At 59.6% G+C, this 16915-nt stretch carries 10 protein-coding genes; 4 read left to right on the forward strand and 6 right to left on the reverse strand.

The features are described from left to right. The first annotated feature begins 216 nt into the window (after positions 1-216). Positions 217-813 carry a MarC family protein gene (locus B7L09_RS14175; protein WP_007937197.1) on the forward strand — a complete coding sequence of 199 codons (597 nt, stop codon included), beginning with the start codon at positions 217-219 and terminating at the stop codon, positions 811-813. On the opposite strand, the gene B7L09_RS14180 is transcribed toward B7L09_RS14175, so the two are convergent. The 6 genes from B7L09_RS14180 to B7L09_RS14205 all read right to left on the reverse strand — a co-directional run bounded on the left by B7L09_RS14180 (position 782) and on the right by B7L09_RS14205 (position 13624). After that, complete coding sequence (locus tag B7L09_RS14180) at positions 782-7924, reverse strand: TcdA/TcdB pore-forming domain-containing protein (protein ID WP_176457705.1); 7143 nt, start codon at positions 7922-7924, stop codon at positions 782-784. The two genes, B7L09_RS14175 and B7L09_RS14180, sit on opposite strands and share 32 nt — an antisense overlap. 511 nt (positions 7925-8435) lie before the next feature. Beyond that, the gene (gene cobJ, locus B7L09_RS14185; protein WP_094469328.1) at positions 8436-10139 is read right to left on the reverse strand and encodes a precorrin-3B C(17)-methyltransferase; all 1704 of its coding nucleotides are present in this window, start codon (positions 10137-10139) and stop codon (positions 8436-8438) included. Next, complete coding sequence (locus tag B7L09_RS14190) at positions 10139-10870, reverse strand: precorrin-2 C(20)-methyltransferase (RefSeq protein ID WP_094469339.1); 732 nt, start codon at positions 10868-10870, stop codon at positions 10139-10141. Before B7L09_RS14190 ends, cobJ begins: the two co-directional genes overlap by 1 nt. Beyond that, a complete protein-coding gene (locus tag B7L09_RS14195; protein ID WP_094469329.1) occupies positions 10870-11496 on the reverse strand; it encodes a precorrin-8X methylmutase in 627 nt (208 codons plus the stop codon). Before B7L09_RS14195 ends, B7L09_RS14190 begins: the two co-directional genes overlap by 1 nt. Beyond that, positions 11489-12811, reverse strand: coding sequence for a precorrin-3B synthase (gene cobG / locus B7L09_RS14200; protein ID WP_094469330.1), 1323 nt, complete (start codon positions 12809-12811; stop codon positions 11489-11491). The genes B7L09_RS14195 and cobG overlap by 8 nt, the downstream gene beginning before the upstream one ends. 141 nt (positions 12812-12952) lie before the next feature. Beyond that, positions 12953-13624, reverse strand: coding sequence for a hypothetical protein (locus tag B7L09_RS14205; protein WP_094469331.1), 672 nt, complete (start codon positions 13622-13624; stop codon positions 12953-12955). Positions 13625-13866: 242 nt separating this feature from the next. On the opposite strand from B7L09_RS14205, the gene cbiE reads away from it, so the two are divergent. The 3 genes from cbiE to B7L09_RS14220 are packed head-to-tail and all read left to right on the forward strand — an operon-like array spanning position 13867 to position 16893. After that, complete coding sequence (cbiE, locus tag B7L09_RS14210; RefSeq protein ID WP_094469332.1) at positions 13867-15078, forward strand: precorrin-6y C5,15-methyltransferase (decarboxylating) subunit CbiE; 1212 nt, start codon at positions 13867-13869, stop codon at positions 15076-15078. Beyond that, positions 15071-16168, forward strand: a complete 1098-nt coding sequence (locus B7L09_RS14215; RefSeq protein ID WP_094469333.1) for a cobalt-precorrin-5B (C(1))-methyltransferase — start codon at positions 15071-15073, stop codon at positions 16166-16168. Before cbiE ends, B7L09_RS14215 begins: the two co-directional genes overlap by 8 nt. Further along, entirely contained in the window at positions 16165-16893 is a 729-nt protein-coding gene (locus tag B7L09_RS14220; RefSeq protein ID WP_094469334.1) for a cobalt-precorrin-6A reductase, read from the forward strand. Before B7L09_RS14215 ends, B7L09_RS14220 begins: the two co-directional genes overlap by 4 nt. The last annotated feature ends 22 nt before the right edge of the window (positions 16894-16915 follow it).

Here is a 16915-nt window from a genome sequence, read left to right on the forward strand (position 1 = left end):
TGCAATAGAACAATAACCAAACAAACGAACAACCACAAACTTAAACCTGTAACATCATATCCACCCACTAAATATAAGTTACAACAACACCCAGGCAACTAATAAAAAACACCCAACAGGAAAATTAACTGACGCACCTGTCACAACTCACACCCACAAGCAATTAACTGACTGATAGACTCCTCGTCATCCTCTCTCCTGATGCGAGCCGAAACCATGCTCCATGTGTTATTCAGCGTTTACCTGAAGATGCTGGTGCTCTACAGCCCGTTCTTTGTGCTGTCCTGCTTCATCAGCCTGACCCGCGGTTATTCACGCAAGGAACAGCGTCGGCTGGCCTGGAAAGTGGCCACCGCCACACTGGTGTCCAGCGTCTTGCTGTACTTGTTCGGACGGGTGATTTTCAGTGTGTTCGGCATCACCGTGGACGCCTTTCGCATCGGTGCCGGCAGCGTGCTGTTTATCTCGGCTCTGGGCATGGCCCAGGGCAAATCAGCGGTGCAGACCGACAATGTGCAGCAGGACGTGACCATCGTGCCGCTGACCATCCCCCTCACCGTTGGCCCCGGCACCATCGGTGCGCTGCTGGTGATGGGCGTCAGCCAGCCGCATTGGGACGACAAACTCACGGCCATTCTCAGCATTGCCCTGGCCAGCTTTACGGTCGGCGTGGTCCTTTATTTGTCCAACCGCATCGAACGCATTCTCGGCGACCAGGGCTTGCAGATTGTCAGCCGGTTGATGGGGTTGTTCGTGTGCGCGCTGGCGGCACAGATTATCTTCACGGGCGTGAAAGGTTACCTGGTGCCCTGATCAGCCGGGGAGCGCAACGTCCCGAATTGCCAATTCTGCGACCTGAGAATCCGACATCAACTCCGCTAATGTTGCGCTGCCGGAAACGCCCTTTCGCCTCAACAACTCGGTCACGATGTGCGAAACCGCCTGTGACCGATAGCCATTGAGCGAAAGAAACACCGTCAAGGGTATTGCCAAGAACTTGCACACTCAGGTTCAGCGACTGGGCCAATGCCCACTCCTCAGATTGTGCCGAACGAAAAACCAGGCTGCTGCCGTTGTCGGGGTCGGTGAGCAGCAGATGGTTGTCTGCCCGATCGACACGCCAGTCATCCTGCGCTCCGGTCGCCAGAATCAGCCGCGAGGGTATGGCGTCAATGTCCGGCCAGTCAGTGCAATCGACCACGATGCAATCGAGGTGCTGCCAGGCGGTCTCCGACACGTGGTAAATCGACCCCGTTTCAGCGCCTCCCAGAATCAATGAACTGACACCGTCGGGCACCAGAGCCAGCAGGTCTTTTACCTCTCCCGCGATCTCCAGCGTCATGACATCCCCCTCTCGACTGGCCTTGTTCGCCGCCACCCACACAACCTCTTTTGTATTGCGGTTGAAGATCACGCCGTCCACCGGATCAAACAACAGCGGAACACTCCCTTGTTTCGTCCCGAGGAAGTTTGCCCACTGCCCATCCGCTCTGCCGTTAACCTCAAAGACACGATTGAGTTCGGGTACGTAATAAGCGTAACGGTTGGTCGAGTGGCCAATCGGCAAAAAAGGCGCATGAGCCTGACCGGACACTAAATCGTTCAGGCGTTTTGTCAGCGCTTCAGGCGACTCCCTGTAACGATAAGACCAGGCGTTCTCGACACTGATGATGCGGGCCGGCTCACCTTCAATCAGTTCGAAATTGACCCCGTCCCGAGTGCGGCCCCGCAAACCGGTGCCGTAAGGCAGCACTTCAGAAAATGCCCAGGTTCCCCAGACCTTTTCTGGTCGTGGCAGCGCGTCGGCATTGATCAGCCGCCTGCCACTGCCGAACGCGCGGCTCAGCTGCTCAGGCTCGATAAACGCCTGACGATAAAGGTGGCCGCTGCTCAGGCCAAGTAACCAGGCGTGCTTGCCATCACGAGTGACGGACAACAGACGGCAACCTTTTTCAGCCATCAGGTCGGTTACCAACAGCTTGTTGTTCAGGTAGCGCGCGTAGACAGGCACCTGGCCGGTGACGTCCGATAATCCGGAAAGCGAAATCAGCGAAACCGCATGCTCCTTGCCAAGGGCCTCCAGATCGCTCATCCACAATGGATGGGCATCCAGCCAATCCCCCGTCACGCCGCTAAGGAAAAAGCTCGCGTCCTGACGAACGTCAAACATCAGCCCGGACTCATTGACGACCAGGTACCCGCCGTCGCTGACCATGAGCTTGACGCTGCCTGGCAATGGCACCCGTTGTGCCTCATCGCCGGTAAAGGGTTGGTGATAGAGGTTTTGACTGTTTGCGTCGTGAAACAGGAACGCTGCAGCATCAGGATCATTCGGTGGCAGCAAGCTTATCTGGGGCAGCGCCGAGGCGGTTTCGCTGACGGGCAAGTGCGGGGTCAGGAGCTGGTGGCTCTGCCCGTTGATCCATCTCGACAGCGACGGCTTGTCGAGGTCGCCGGACGTTACCGTCACAAAGGACGCAGGTCTCCAGGACGTTTGCCGTTCGGCGTAGGTGCCTTCAGCAACAACCGCAATATCAACCTGCTGTAACAGGGCAATGACGTCCTTCAAGGTATCGAAATAGTCAGGTGGTTCGCTCGATACCGAAACCAACGAGATTTCCTCGCCGTGAATCAGATAAATCACCACGTAACGCTGGGTCTTGTTCAGGCGTACCCGCTGAGTGACTTGAACAACGCCAGCGCCCCGGTCAAGGCAGCCAATGATCTGCGCCTCTTCACTTCCACGATTGAAAACGCTGTAGCGCCAGGTGGTCAAACCCGTGACGGCATTGACGCGCCATATCAGGGGTTGATCCGGGTGATAGAAGTAAGCGTGATCGTCTTGCACTGCCGCCAGTTGAAGTTTCTCGCTGACCGGACCCAGGAATTGACGGCCATAAACGAACCGTTCCTTTGCCACTTCGTACCAACCGGCGGTGTATTGCGGCTTTTCTGGATTGCCAAAAGGCAGCAGAAACTTGCCCGCAGGAATTAAGGCATTGCCCATGCGCTGCTGCCGGTGAAGCACCTTCAAACGGTCAAGCTCCGCCTGCGAGTAATGTCCGTCGGCCGCTTGAAGTGACGCCAGGTACAGTTGCCGATGTTCGCGGTCAACACGGTAGGTTTCGAGGTTCTTTGTTCGAACATATACGTCGATGTCGGCCTCGATGCTCAGCTCGATACCGTCGATGTTCAACCCCGCCGCGCCGACACTGATGTGTTGTGGCGTGATCCAGTCGGCGATCAACACCCAGCTCACGCTTCCGTCACCGGGAAGTGCGCTGAGATGGACCGACACGAGTCCTGGTTTAAGTGCGAGGGAGTAAGCCCCCCTCAGCGTGTCGATGCGGTAAGAAACCCTGCCCCGCATCTCTCGCGGTAATTCAGGAACGTACAGCGCCCGGGTTTCATTTCCAACGCGCACGGTAATGGTCGTGGGCTCATAGACAGGGTTGAGTTTGTACAGGATGTGCGGGAAAGGTCTGGCGTGGGTAAAGAAAAAACCTTCTTCCCTGGCTTCAAGTTCACGCAACACGTCATATTGCGGATACATCTTACGAGGCAGGACGCTCGAGCCGCCGACAACGTTCAGGAGCAGGTTGCTCCACTCAAAGACCTGCGGATCGGAACCCAGTTGATACTCGTAACCGTAATAACACTTTGGAGTACCCGGAAGCAGCAAGGCCGATTCTGCCGGCACAGCGTTAAATCGACCATGAACACGCGGGCCAGGAATCGCGACCTGTTTTGGCAGCCCCATGCTTTCTCGAACGACAATAGCGTTCTGTTTGTTCCCATCGGGCCGTGGGAGCCCCGAGCCACCCAGCGAGCGAAAGAGCCCCTGGCTGCCGAACACGATGACCCCTTCGCGAAGATCAAGCGTGTCCACCACCGACTCGGGCATGATCGATACGACCCCTTGCTTGACCGAGAAAGCCTGCGGGCTGTACGCCGTTTTGAACCGGGTAAACAATTCGGCAACTTTCTCTGCCTTGTCCATGATTTGCCCGAGATTGCCGGCAATCGCCGTGACGCCGATTCCGATGCCAAGCAATGGTACCGACAGAAAACCTGCGACCGCACCCGCCGTCCCGCCGACTACCAGCGCAACGCCGTCGAGCACAAGCGCACTGACATCGAACAGCAGTTGAGTGCCGAAACGCGCTTGCTGCTCGTGGTTTTCGGCGTTGTAGAACTCGTAAATATCAAAACCGATATTGACCACGCCCAATACCTGCCCCAACCCCGGGCCAGCGATTCGCGCCAGGAGTCGCCCGCCCGCCGAAGCGGTCCTGACCGCTATCGCTCGCTCGGCGTTCACCAGCTGTCGAACCAGGTTCGCCATTTGCAGCGTGTCGAGGCCGATACCGTGGACTAACTGTGCATGGCCCAGGTAGCCATGAAGGCGAACGGCGACGGCCAGGTTCGATTCTGTTCCAGGCTGCGCCAGTTGATCGCGGTTTCGAAGTTCGGTGATCAACGCCTGGAAACCAAACGCAAAACTCAGCCGGCTCCCCTCGGAAACATCCGTTGGATCAACAGGTTTATGTCCATCGTTGCTGCCGGCCAGGTACTCGATACTCGTGTCCAGGAACGACTTGATTCGCCCGAGAAACGGTTCGTTGGTTTTCACCACGCGGATCTGTTGCGTTTTGATGTCCATGAACGACAGTGCGTAACCGTCATCCGGTTGAGCCTGCAGGGTTGCGAACACGGGGACGTACTCGCTCCCGAGTCCGTTCGCCGATCTCACCCGGTTTGTCACCTGATCGATTTTGCTCGCCCAGACGCTGGCATCCCGTTCGGAAAGACCCCGTCCCAATCGCGCATTTTCAGACAGCGCGCGTGAGCGTAATTGGGCGTGATGGGACCAGGGTGCGATGCTTTTTCCTGAGCTCAAGGATTCATTGCCCAACAGCTTCGACACTGGCAGTTCCGAGGGTAAGTGCTTGCTGGCGAGGCGAGCGCCGTCCAGCTCGATCACATTGAAGGGCGAGCGATCCGTCGACTCGATCGCATACTGCCTGGCCAGGTCGGACGTGTTGAACAGGGCCTTCATCCCAAGCTTGAGGTGGTCTATCCGATCGAAACCAAAGACACCGAAATTGGGGTCGTAGAAAGACCAGCTACTGTGTTCGGCCGTCCCGGTCCTGGCCACCATCATTGAATGGTTTTCGGTATTGAGCATCAACGTGCAAGGTGCAGGTTTAGCCGCCAACACCTCAAAGATGCCATCGAAACTCAACGGGCCGAGCTTGTCGCCAAAATCAGCCTGGGGTATGGCGCGCAATTCGTCGAGCGCCTGAAGAAATGCATGGGTATCACTTTCACCGGGCGAGAAATGCGCATTGGCCAGTCTGCCGCTGAGTGCCTGTACCGCATCGCGGCCCTGATGAGTCGCCGCCGCCATCAGCAGCGCCAGTGGATAACAGCGTCTTCCGGGGTCGCCATCGCCCCTGACCAGCAACCCCTGAGGCATTAACTTGGCCATTGACGCGCCCGCCTCCAGGAGCGTTTTACGCACCGAGGCACTGCGCTGGAGAATGTATCGGCGTAGCTCGTAGTCCGTCTGGTGCCTGATGCGAGCCACGCTCTCGCCCCATTGACGAAGCGTCAACGAATTCTCGAATGAAAGAATCTTGAGTACCTGAGCGCTCTCCGTGGAGGGGTCAACTGGCGTTTTGACGGCGGCAAACGCCGTTTCGAACTCGGGACTTTTGAGCGAAAGCAACACCTGCTCGATAGACATGTACCGCTCGGATATACCCCGGTCGGCCGTACTTTCCGCGAGCGCGCCGAGCTGCTGCCAGGCGTCGGCGAAACCGGTTTCGTCCAGCGTCGATGCGCCGAAAAGGCCACCGAGCACCACCCGATGTACCGGACTCAACTGATCGAGCGGCAGAGTCCCATGACCGATGCGAACGATCATTTCATTCAGATTGCCAATCGGATAGAAACCATGGGAAACCGGTAGCTCGGCTACAGGCTGGTTCAGAATCCTTTGCCGGTCATCAAAGTCCAGGGAAAAAGGTTTAGCGAAATTCAACTCACCGCTGAGCTTTTCGTTCATCGCACGGATGAAGGGCTCCCCCAACTCATCCATCCAGCGCTGCAGGATGGCGGTCAACAAAACCGGGCGCCCTTCCATGATCGGCCAGCCTTTTTCGAAGCTGATGGTGCGCCCTTTCAACAGCTCGGAAAAAGTCCCCTGATAGCGTGTTTGTAATTTGCCGTCGGCCCAGTTTGCTTGTTCTTTTTGCAGCCATTCTTGCGGTGTAGCGTTGATCGTCCAGCCAGAAACCTTCTCTTCTTCGGTGGCCACGTTGTAGCCATCCGACAATTTCAATCGGTCTCGTATTTCGTTTTTCCCATCAATCAGGAGATGCTTTTCCACATACTCCTCAAGCCCTGTAATCGCCGCTCCAGGCCCGGTCAAATCAATGGTCCCACGGGATTCATAACGAATACCGTCACTGTAGTAAGCGCCAATGGCGCTAACCAGCTTGCCTAAATACCCTCGGCGCGTTTTCGACAGTCCAGGCACCTCGGCAATCTTTTCATTCACCATCGCCACGAGAATATCTTGTACGGCTGCACTGTCGCTCCAGTCCACAGCCGTCGCGTTCAATCGAGACTCAAACTCTGACAGGAAGTCGTAGTTGAACCTGATCAACTCGATAATCGCCTGGGTCGAGCCAGCGCCGGCATGCGCAACGATATGAGAGTTCATTTCACTGTTGATCTGGATGGCCATGCGAATACCGTCCGTGGGCGTTTGACTATTGCCCGGCGCAGAAAATATGTCGGAGGGCCCCGGACGCTGCAGTGCAAACTCGTTTAATGCTGTCCTGTGCTGTTCAGGAATACTCATTGTGCGGTCAGGGTATCGACTGGGGTCGCGCCCTGGCATCAGCGATTCGTTGTTATTGAGCAGGAGTTGTAATACGCCAATTCGCGCACTTTCATCGAACGCCGTAATATCGACTCCGCCCAATACGTTTTTCAGTTGCGGCAAGTAATCCACATCACTGTAGCGACCGCCCTCCAGTGCTTCGACCTGCAGGCGAACCACATCGCTGGCCGCAGCAAAGTTGCCTCGCCCTGCCACTTCGCGCTCATAGACATCCCATAACAAGTGTTCTTTGAAGACCTCACGCACGTCGCGTAACCGCAGATGTTGATCAACCATGGCCAAGTGGCTGTCCAGGCATTTTTGTCTGAACGCAATGAGGGTGGCTTCGTCCTTGCCATAGGCGCGAACCATCAGATCAATACGCGCTTCATCCGCCTTTCCGGCCCAGCGCTCCTGCCTGAGGTGAGCCGACATTTGCATTTTCAGCACCCGGGCTCGATGTTCGATCATCCGGGCCAGCTCCACAGGCGTGGCGATAGTGGCTCCCCCTGACTCCATGGCATGCGCCCTGGCACTTTCCAGGATCACTCGATTCATCTCGAAGGCCAGTACTGCATCACTGTCGTACCAGAGGTTGAACGTATGGCCTTCCTTGACCATGACCGCCTTCCATATATTGATGTAGTCTCGCTGAATAGCGCCAACCGCGCTCCCGCCGACCCAAACGAAGTGCATTATTTTCGGCACTTCGGGCGCAACCGGATTCAACATTCGCACGGTCTGGACCAGCCGGTTTGTATAGTTTTCAAGCCGCGCAGAGAGGTCGGCCAACGCGGCGGAAATCGGTCCGGCGTGCTGGCCAATCAGTGAGTCGAGCGTCTCTTTGAGCAATAACAATGGCGCCATCTGGTCAGCCCATGGCTGATCTTTTGCGCACGCTGAGTAATAGCCAACCAGCGCTTCATACTCCGGCGCGGCGCGAAACTCGTTCGAGAGTGCTTGAATATCATCGAGTCTGAAATACTGAAGAAACGACTTACCCGCCGTGTTTGATCCCTGATATTGATTCATCACATCCATGCCCTTATAACAAACTTGAAATACACGTAGCCCACAGCGTCGCGCACACGCCATCCGTCGATGTTTGCGAACCTGAACTGATATTTAAAACCAGCGCCGAAAGCACTGGCATTGCTAATACGCCAACCACAGAAACAGCAGGCAAAAAACACTGTCCAAGCTGCCCACCCAAAAAATACTATGCGATAAAAATAACAACCTCAATCCAACAACAGCGCAATTAATTAATTACACTTAAACCGGACAAACAAGTGTAACTTTTATCTTTATCGGAAACGGTTACTAACACACTGCGCACAGCCGCGAATCAAACGGCCTGCGTCGGTTGTATCAGAACATGAAACGCGGATATTGAATTGTCTGATCAATAAATTCGGCAGTTACCTTACACTTGAGTAAAACATCGACTTACATCAAAACATCGAACGGCCTGCCGCATTTACGTCCTGTTCATTCACGGCAGAACATTATAAAAGCGGCCTCAGAACGAGGCCGCCGACACTCACGAAGAGGGCTTGTCGCCGTACCACCGAGGCGTATACACCCACTGGCCTCCCTCGGCACGCGGGAACACGCAGGTGGTGGAAGAGCCGACCAGCACCATGGTGCGCATGTCGACCTGATCCGGGGTCAGATCACCCAGCGTGGTGACACGCAATGTCTGGCCCGGACGGCCGATGTCTCGCCCCAACACCACCGGCGTTTCAGCGGTGCGGTGCTGCGCGACAATCTCCAGTGCCCGACCCAGTTGCCAAGGACGCGACCGCGAAATCGGGTTGTAGAACGCCAGCGCCAGGTCGGCCTGAGATGCAAGGTCCAAGCGCTTTTCGATGATCGACCAAGGCTTGAGGTTGTCCGACAGCGACATCACGCAGAAGTCATGCCCCAGCGGCGCACCCGCTTGAGCGGCGGTGGCCAGCGACGCGGAGACGCCTGGAAGAATCTCCAGATCGACGTTGTGCCAGCCCGGCTCACTCGACTCGTGCAGCGCTTCGAGCACGGCGGCCGCCATGGCGAATACGCCCGGATCCCCCGACGAAACCACCACCACCGACCGCCCTTGCGCGGCCAGCTCAAAGGCATGACGCGCGCGCTGCATTTCTTCGCGGTTATCGGTGCAATGCTGCACCTGGTCATTGCGGAACGGCCCGGCCATGCGCACGTAGGTTTCGTAGCCCAGCACATCGGTGCAGCGCGCCAGTTCGGTCTTCACCGCTGGCACCATCAGTTCGGCAGCGCCAGGGCCCAGGCCGATCACGGCCAGACGACCGCGTGCACGCCCGATCTGCGCAAGCTCCAGTGGCTGACTGGCCACCGCGATCGCGATGCCGGTATCCGCCGCCACGACGGTAGCGTTCGGCACGGTGTGGCGGGCCAGCTCGCTGACGCCGCCGCTGACCGAGGCAAACCGCAGCGGCACGCCCAGCTCAAGCGCCGCTTCACGCAATGCCGGATTGGCCATGTGCAGATCGCTGGCCAGCAAGCACGCCAGCGATTGCACGGCGATGTTTGCCTGATGCAGCGCCGCGCGAATCGCGTTCGGCAGATTCACCACCTCGGCGCTCACTGCCACCAGCACGCTGCGCGGGTAGATCAGCAATTCATTGGCCGCCGGCGTGCGCTCGGCACTGCCGACATGAATCGACAACGGCGCCTGTGGATCTTCCGGCAGCTGCGCTTGCGCCAGCCACGGCGCGGTGCCTTCGATGCGCACACTTTGGCCAGCGAGCAGATCCGAGACAAAACGTTTGCCCAGTTCCAGATCGCCGAGGGCGTAGCCGCTGGGTGGATTGAGCAGACAAGTGCCAAAGCGCAGTTCACCGCTGGTGGTGATCGCCGCCGCCACTTCGAGACCGTCAGCAATCTCCCGGGCCATGACGTTCACACCGCCCAGGCCACCGAGCAACGGCACCACGGCACTGCCATCTTCAGCGACGGCCAGCACGGGCGGCTCGGCGCCCTTCTCAAGCAGCAACGGCGCCAAGGTGCGGATCACAATCCCGGCCGCGCACAAGGCAATGATCGGCGTGTCCTGCTGATAGAACTCGCGCACGGTCGCGCCGAACTCGTGATAGACANGGTCCGCACCTTCAACCCGTCCGGCCAGGCCATGNATCAAGGCGCCGGGGTAGACCTGCTGGATCTTGCGTGCGGTCGCGAGGCTGCCATTGCCAAGAATGACAATCGCCGGAACTGGACGGGCCATCAGCCTTGCCACCGTTCGCCGGGAACGATGATCAACGAGAAGTACGGCGAGGACATCGGCTCGACCTGATCCAGCGGCACGATCTTCTGATTGGCCATGGTCGCGCGCTCGACGTACAACGCCCGCTCTGCCAGCCCCAGTTCTTCCAGCACCTGGCGCACCTTGGGGAAGTTGCGGCCCAGCTTCATGATCACCGCCGCATCGGCATCCGCCAGGCGCCGCTTGAGGTCGTCAGCGGGCAACACACCGGAGAGCACCGACAGACTCTGATTGCGATACACCAACGGTGCGCCGAGCACCGAGGCGCCGCCGAGCATGGAGCACACGCCAGGGATAACTTGCGCGTCATAACGCTCGGCCAGACGGTCGTGCAGGTACATGTAGGAACCGTAGAAGAACGGGTCGCCTTCACAGATCACCGCCACGTCACGACCGGCATCCAGATGCGCGGCGAGTTCTTCGCCGGCCGCATCGTAGAAATCGCTGATCACTTGCTCATACGACAGCGGTGCCGGCAGCGCTTCGGTGGTCACCGGATACACCAGCGGCAGCAGCGTTTGTGCGTCCTGCAAATGCGCTTCGATGATGCCGAAGGCGTTGCCCTTTTTACCCTTGGCCGCGAAGTACGCCACCACCGGCGATTCGCGTAGCAGGCGCAGGGCCTTGAGGGTAATCAGCTCCGGGTCGCCGGGGCCCACGCCCAGGCCAATCAAGCGTCCAGGCTGCTGCATCATTCGATCTCCGTGGCGAGGGCATTGACGGCGGCGGCGGCCATGGCGCTACCGCCCAGCCGGCCTTGCATGATCACGAACGGTACGCCACGGCTGTCGGCCGCCAGCATCGCCTTGGATTCGGCGGCGCCGACAAACCCCACCGGGAAACCCAGGATCAATGCCGGTTTCGGCGCGCCGGCATCGAGCATTTCCAGCAGGTAGAACAAGGCGGTCGGCGCGTTGCCGATCACCACCACGCTGCCTTCCAGGTGCGGGCGCCACAGCTCCAGCGCGGCGGCGGAACGGGTGTTGCCCAATTCCCGCGCCAAGTCCGGCACGCTGTCGTCGCGCAAGGTGCAGATCACTTCATTGTTGGCTGGCAGGCGCGCGCGGGTCACGCCTTCGGAGACCATTCGCGCATCACACAGGATGGGTGCACCGGCGGCGAGCGCCTCACGCCCGGCCTTGCCCGCGCCTTGCGAAAATTGCAGGCCGTCGATGGCGTCGACCATGCCGCACGCATGAATCACCCGCACCGCGAGTTTTTCCAGGTCGGCCGGGATGCGGTCCAACTTGGCCTCGGCACGAATAATGGCGAAGGAGTTGCGATAGATCTCCTGACCGTCGCGGATGTAATCAAGCATCTAAAGGGCTCCGTGAGCGGGCGTCGAGCAAGGTCGCGACCGCTTCAATAGTAAGATTGCGAGCGTGCAGCGCGCCGAAACCCGGCTGCGCTGCATCGCGAAAATAGAGGTCGTAATGACCGGAAGAAACCGCCAGCAACGTGCCCGGCGCGATGTGCGCCGCCGCGCAGGAACGCGGGCAGCCGGACAGGTGCACGTTCAGCGTCTGGCCGTGACGTTGCAACAGCGCCGCCAGTTGTCGGGCATCGCCCTTGGTGTCAGCCAGGCCTTTACTGCAGCCGGTCGAGCCAGTACAGGCGATGAGATGCGCCAGGGCATCGTCGGCTGAGCAGCGCAGGCCGAGGTGTTCAAGGCTGTGGATAACGTGAGGCGCCTGGTTATCATGGACCCCGGGCACCAAGAGGCTTTGCCAAGGCGTGAAACGCAGCGTGCCGTTGCCCTGTTCGCGGGCCAGTTGTGCGGCGCCTCTGAGCATCGCCGGGTTCAGGCGGCCCAGCGGCGGCACTGCGCCGATGTACACACGGCCGCTGTCACGCTGAGGATGAGCGCCGATGTGCAGGGCACTTGGCGTTGCCTCGCGCTGCCACCCCTCGATGGGCATCAACGGCACACGCTCGGCGAGACGCGCGAGAAACCTTTCTAGCGAACATTCGGCAAGCAGGTGCCGCATGCGGGTCTGGTCGGGCCGCGCGAGTTCCAGAAACAATTCCAGCACCGCGACCACCAGCGCATGGCCCTGTTCCAGCGACACCGCGCCTGCGGGCAGGTCGACAAGGCAACCCGCCAGGCCGAAGACAAACACTCGCTCACCGTGTCGCTCAGCAGCGGACAACCAAAGATCATGAGGGTGTTCAAGCATTGCCAGCCCTTCGCCGCCATCCAGTTGCACCGCAAACTTGGCGCTGAGGTCGTGAAAGCGTTCATCGCTTTGCAGCGTGGCGAGGATCTGTTCGGCCAGCGGGCGCGTATCGATCAGCATCTGCCGATCAATGCCGGCGCCGGGGCTAAGCATCAGATTGCGCACGTCATCGCCCGCCGCGCTGGTCGGGCCGAGTCCGGCCGCCATCAGGCTGTCGATCAAAGCGGCGTGCTCACTGCCGATCCCGCGAATCTGCAGGTTGGCGCGGTTGGTTGCCTCGATCACCCCGCCGGCGAAATGCTCGGCCGCATCCGCCACCGCTTCGGCCTGAGCCGCGCTGATCGAGCCGCCAGTCAACTTGATCCGGCAGATGCCGCCATCCAGTGCCTGGACAATACGCAGCAACCCCGGGCAGGCCGAGGGGCGTAAGGCTGAGGACTTCGGGTGTTCGTTCAATGAGTGACCGGCTGACTGGATGCACGTGAAGGGCGAAGGGCTGCCATTATGCCTGCTTTGCCCGAGCGCATGAAAAGTCTGCCGGTCGGAAACGCTGCCGAAGTATCCATCAGCAAAAAAGAACGCTTCGACTTGTGTGGATTAAAGCTCGTACTCGCTGAACTTGAGTGCCAGGGCTCGAGTGGCGTCTTCCACGCTTTGTCGAACGGCGTCCATCTCCCGCCGTGAGATCACTACCTTTCGAGCCAGGACATCCAGCTGATTCATGACTTGCGATATATCCCAAAAAAGGTATTCGGTATTCATGCTTGACTTGATGAACCTGATATTACTGACCACTAACTCCATATCCCCATTTGCGTTGTAGCTAATCGGCATTATCTTAAAGTCGAAGGCCTTTCCACTTACCCCCTTGACCTTCTTTAACAGTTCAACGTCTTTTTCCAGTGCAGCAAGTCCCAGATTCACCCCTTCCACCTGGTCCCGGCTGAGAATAGGAGAAGCCAGCTTCGACCAGACCTGCCGCACACTTCCATAAAACTGCGTTTGAACATGCTCAATCGGCGGATGATCACGATTCCAGCCATGCGACCACAGTACATCGGCGTAATAATCGATCCAGCGTCCGGGCCGGATTGCGCTGTTGTAAGTATTGTCCGCTTGCCGCTGTGCCAGATAAGTACAATTCAATGCGAAACGATAATCCTCGCGCGACTGTCCTTGAACACCGGTCAGCAAGATATCCCCCACCAGGGCTGCATTATGTTTCATATCATCCGTTATCACAGTCATATCCATATCCATTAACGCCATAAAGGCGACTATCCATCCAACTTAAAAAGTAGTTACTCGAAAACAAATCAAGCATGCCTTACAGCAAACTTTAAACTTGACCCAAAAACAAAAATAACAAAACCAACCCAACACCCAACAAGTTTTCAACCACATAAGTGGGTTCACGGGGCTACCGGTTGACGGGTAAAGGCGCGGTATTATGCCTGCTTTGTCCGGCGGCATGAAAAGCCTGCCCGTCGGATGTCGTTCAAGGAATTCATATGTCGCCCTGGCTGACGGTAGTAGGCATCGGTGAAGACGGCTTCAAGGGGCTGGGCAGAAATGCCCGGCATGCCTTGTTGCGCGCTTCGCGGATCATAGGCGGTCAGCGACAACTGGATTTGCTGCCGGCCTGCATCCGTGGCGAGCGGCAGTTGTGGCCCAGTCCGTTTTCCCTTGAGCCCGTGCTGGCGCTGCGTGGCGAACCGGTCTGCGTGCTGGCCAGCGGTGATCCGATGTTCTTCGGCGTAGGCGCCAGCCTGGCCCGGCAAGTGCCTGACGCTGAAATGCGGATCCTGCCCGCGCCCTCCTCCTGCTCGCTCGCGGCGGCGCGAATGGGCTGGCCATTGCAGGAGGTAGTGACGCTTTCGGTGGTGGCCCGGCCCCTCGCCGCACTGAACGCGCAGTTGTTCAGCGGCGTGCGTTTGTTGGTGCTGAGCAACGATGGCCAAAGCCCGGCCGCCATTGCCGCACTGCTGCGTGAACGCGGTTTCGGTCCAAGCCGTCTCACGGTGCTGGAACATTTGGGCGGCGCAGACGAACGGCGCATCGATGGGGTGGCCAATGACTGGAACGCTCCAGCTTTCGCCAATCTGAACCTGATCGCCATCGAGTGCATCGCCGCGCCGGACACCCCGAGGCTCTCGCGACTGGCCGGCCTGCCAGACTCGGCCTTCCAGCACGACGGTCAACTGACCAAACGCGACGTCCGCGCGATCACCCTTGCGCGCCTCGCCCCAGTGCCCGGCGAACTGCTGTGGGATGTCGGCGCCGGCAGCGGCTCGATCGGCATCGAATGGATGCGCGCGCACCCCAGTTGCCGTGCGCTGGCCATCGAAGCCGACGAAGGCCGCCAAGGCCTGATCGAACACAACCGCGACGCCCTCGGCGTACCCGGTTTGCAACTGATTCGCGGCAGTGCGCCGCAGGCCCTGGCCGGTCTTGAACCCCCGGATGCGATCTTCATCGGCGGCGGCGTCACCCGCGACGGCGTGCTCGACACCTGCTGGCAACACCTGCGCCCCGGCGGGCGTCTGGTCGCCAATGCCGTGACCCTGCAAAGCGAAATGACCCTGATGGCCTGGCGCGAACGCCATGGCGGTGAGCTGACCCGCATTCACGTTGCCCAGGCCCAGCCGCTGGGGGAGTTCGACACCTGGCGTCAGGCGCTGCCTATTACCTTGCTGGACGTGACGAAGCCCCTCGATGCGTGACGAAACCGCCGAACAACCCGCCCCGCTGCGCAGCGGCCTGACCACCGGCAGCTGCGCCACCGCGACCAGCCTGGCAGCGGCCCGTTTGTTATTGGGCGGGATGAGCGCTGATGCCGTGGAGATCGTGCTGCCCAAGGGCAAGCAGGTACAGATGCGCCTGGAGTTCTGCCGACTGATCGACGATGGCGCCGAAGCCGGGACAATCAAGGATGCTGGGGATGACCCCGACGTGACCCATGGCGCGTTGCTGTATTCCCAGGTGCGACTGAGCGGCGAGCCGGGTATCCGTTTCAGCGCCGGACGTGGCGTCGGCACGGTCACCCGGCCGGGGCTGGTGCTGGGCGTCGGCGAGCCGGCGATCAACCCGGTGCCGCGCAAAATGATCACCGAGCACCTGACGTTGTTGGCCGAAGAACTCGGGTACGCCGGCGGCTTCGAGGTCACGGTCAACGTCGAGGACGGCGAGGCGCTGGCCTTGAAAACCATGAACCCGCGACTGGGCATTCTGGGTGGGCTGTCGATCCTCGGCACCAGCGGCATCGTCCGGCCGTTTTCCTGCGCGGCCTACATTGCCTCGATCCACCAGGGCATCGACGTCGCCAAAACCAACGGTTTCCTGCACATCGCCGCGTGTACCGGCAACGCCAGCGAAGACACCATGCGCCGCGTCTACGACCTGCCGGAAATCGCCTTGATCGAAATGGGCGACTTCGTCGGCGCCGTCCTCAAACACGTGCGCAAAGTGCCTGTGGATAAACTCAGCCTGTGCGGTGGCTTCGGCAAGATCAGCAAACTGGCGGCCGGGCACATGGATTTGCACAGCCGGCATTCCAGCATCGACCTGCCGCAACTGGCCGAATGGGCCGCCGCGATTGGCGCCGACGAGGCGTTGCAGCAAGGCATTCGCGAAGCCAATACCAGTCAGCAAGCGCTGGCGATGGCCAGCGCGGCGGGCATCGCACTCGGTGATGCGGTGTGTCAGCACGCGTTGGATTTCGCCCGCAGCGTGGTGCCGGCGCAGGTTCAGGTTGAAGTGTTCGCCATCGATCGCCAGGGCGGGATTGTCGGCCATGCGGGCGCTTTTCAATGAAACGTATTTTACTGCTGGGCGGCGTCACCGAAGCCTTGGCCATCGCCCGCACCTTGGGACCGGAACACATCTACAGCCTGGCCGGCGTCGGTCGCGTGCCGACGGACCTGACCTGCCAGGTGCGCGTCGGCGGTTACGGCGGCGCCGAAGGCCTGGCGCAATTCATTCGCGATGAAGGCATCGACCTGCTGCTGGACACGACCCATCCCTACGCCGCACAAATCAGCCACAACGCCACGACCGCCGCGCAGCTGAGCGGCATTGCATGCTGGGCGTTACGCCGTCCTGCCTGGCAACCACAGGCTGGGGATGACTGGCGGGACGTCAGCGATTGGGCCGACCTGATCGAAGCCCTGAAACCCTTCCGCCGACCGCTGTTCACCCTCGGCCGCGAACCGTTGCAGCACCTGCACGAAATCCCGCCGGAGCAATTCTGGACCTTGCGCGCCCTGGACGTTTACCCCGGTAACGAACGCTGCGAAGTCATCGGCGCGCGTGGGCCGTTTCTGATCGAGGACGAGCGCGCATTGTTTGAGCGGCGTGGGATTGATGTGCTGATCAGCAAGAACAGTGGCAGTGCGGCCACTGAGCCGAAGCTGGAAGTGGCGCGGGAGCGTGGGGTGCCGGTGATTGTGTTGCAGCGGCCGGTGTTGCCGGGGGTGGATCGGGAGTTTGGGTCGGTGGGTGAAGTGCTGAAAGCCCTGTCGGTGTCAGACGAATCCTGATTTCTGCCTAACCCTGCGAATC

It is taken from the genome of Pseudomonas mandelii (assembly GCF_002251635.1).
Taxonomy (GTDB): Bacteria; Pseudomonadota; Gammaproteobacteria; order Pseudomonadales; family Pseudomonadaceae; genus Aquipseudomonas; species Aquipseudomonas mandelii_B.

Excerpts from the sequence above, each read along its gene's own strand:
- B7L09_RS14175 (WP_007937197.1), top strand. The coding sequence starts at position 217 with ATGCTCCATGTGTTATTCAGCGTTTACCTGAAGATGCTGGTGCTCTAC.
- B7L09_RS14180 (WP_176457705.1), bottom strand. The coding sequence starts at position 7,924 with ATGAATCAATATCAGGGATCAAACACGGCGGGTAAGTCGTTTCTTCAG.
- B7L09_RS14190 (WP_094469339.1), bottom strand. The coding sequence starts at position 10,870 with ATGCAGCAGCCTGGACGCTTGATTGGCCTGGGCGTGGGCCCCGGCGAC.
- B7L09_RS14195 (WP_094469329.1), bottom strand. The coding sequence starts at position 11,496 with ATGCTTGATTACATCCGCGACGGTCAGGAGATCTATCGCAACTCCTTC.
- B7L09_RS14205 (WP_094469331.1), bottom strand. The coding sequence starts at position 13,624 with ATGGCGTTAATGGATATGGATATGACTGTGATAACGGATGATATGAAA.
- cbiE (WP_094469332.1), top strand. The coding sequence starts at position 13,867 with ATGTCGCCCTGGCTGACGGTAGTAGGCATCGGTGAAGACGGCTTCAAG.
- B7L09_RS14215 (WP_094469333.1), top strand. The coding sequence starts at position 15,071 with ATGCGTGACGAAACCGCCGAACAACCCGCCCCGCTGCGCAGCGGCCTG.
- B7L09_RS14220 (WP_094469334.1), top strand. The coding sequence starts at position 16,165 with ATGAAACGTATTTTACTGCTGGGCGGCGTCACCGAAGCCTTGGCCATC.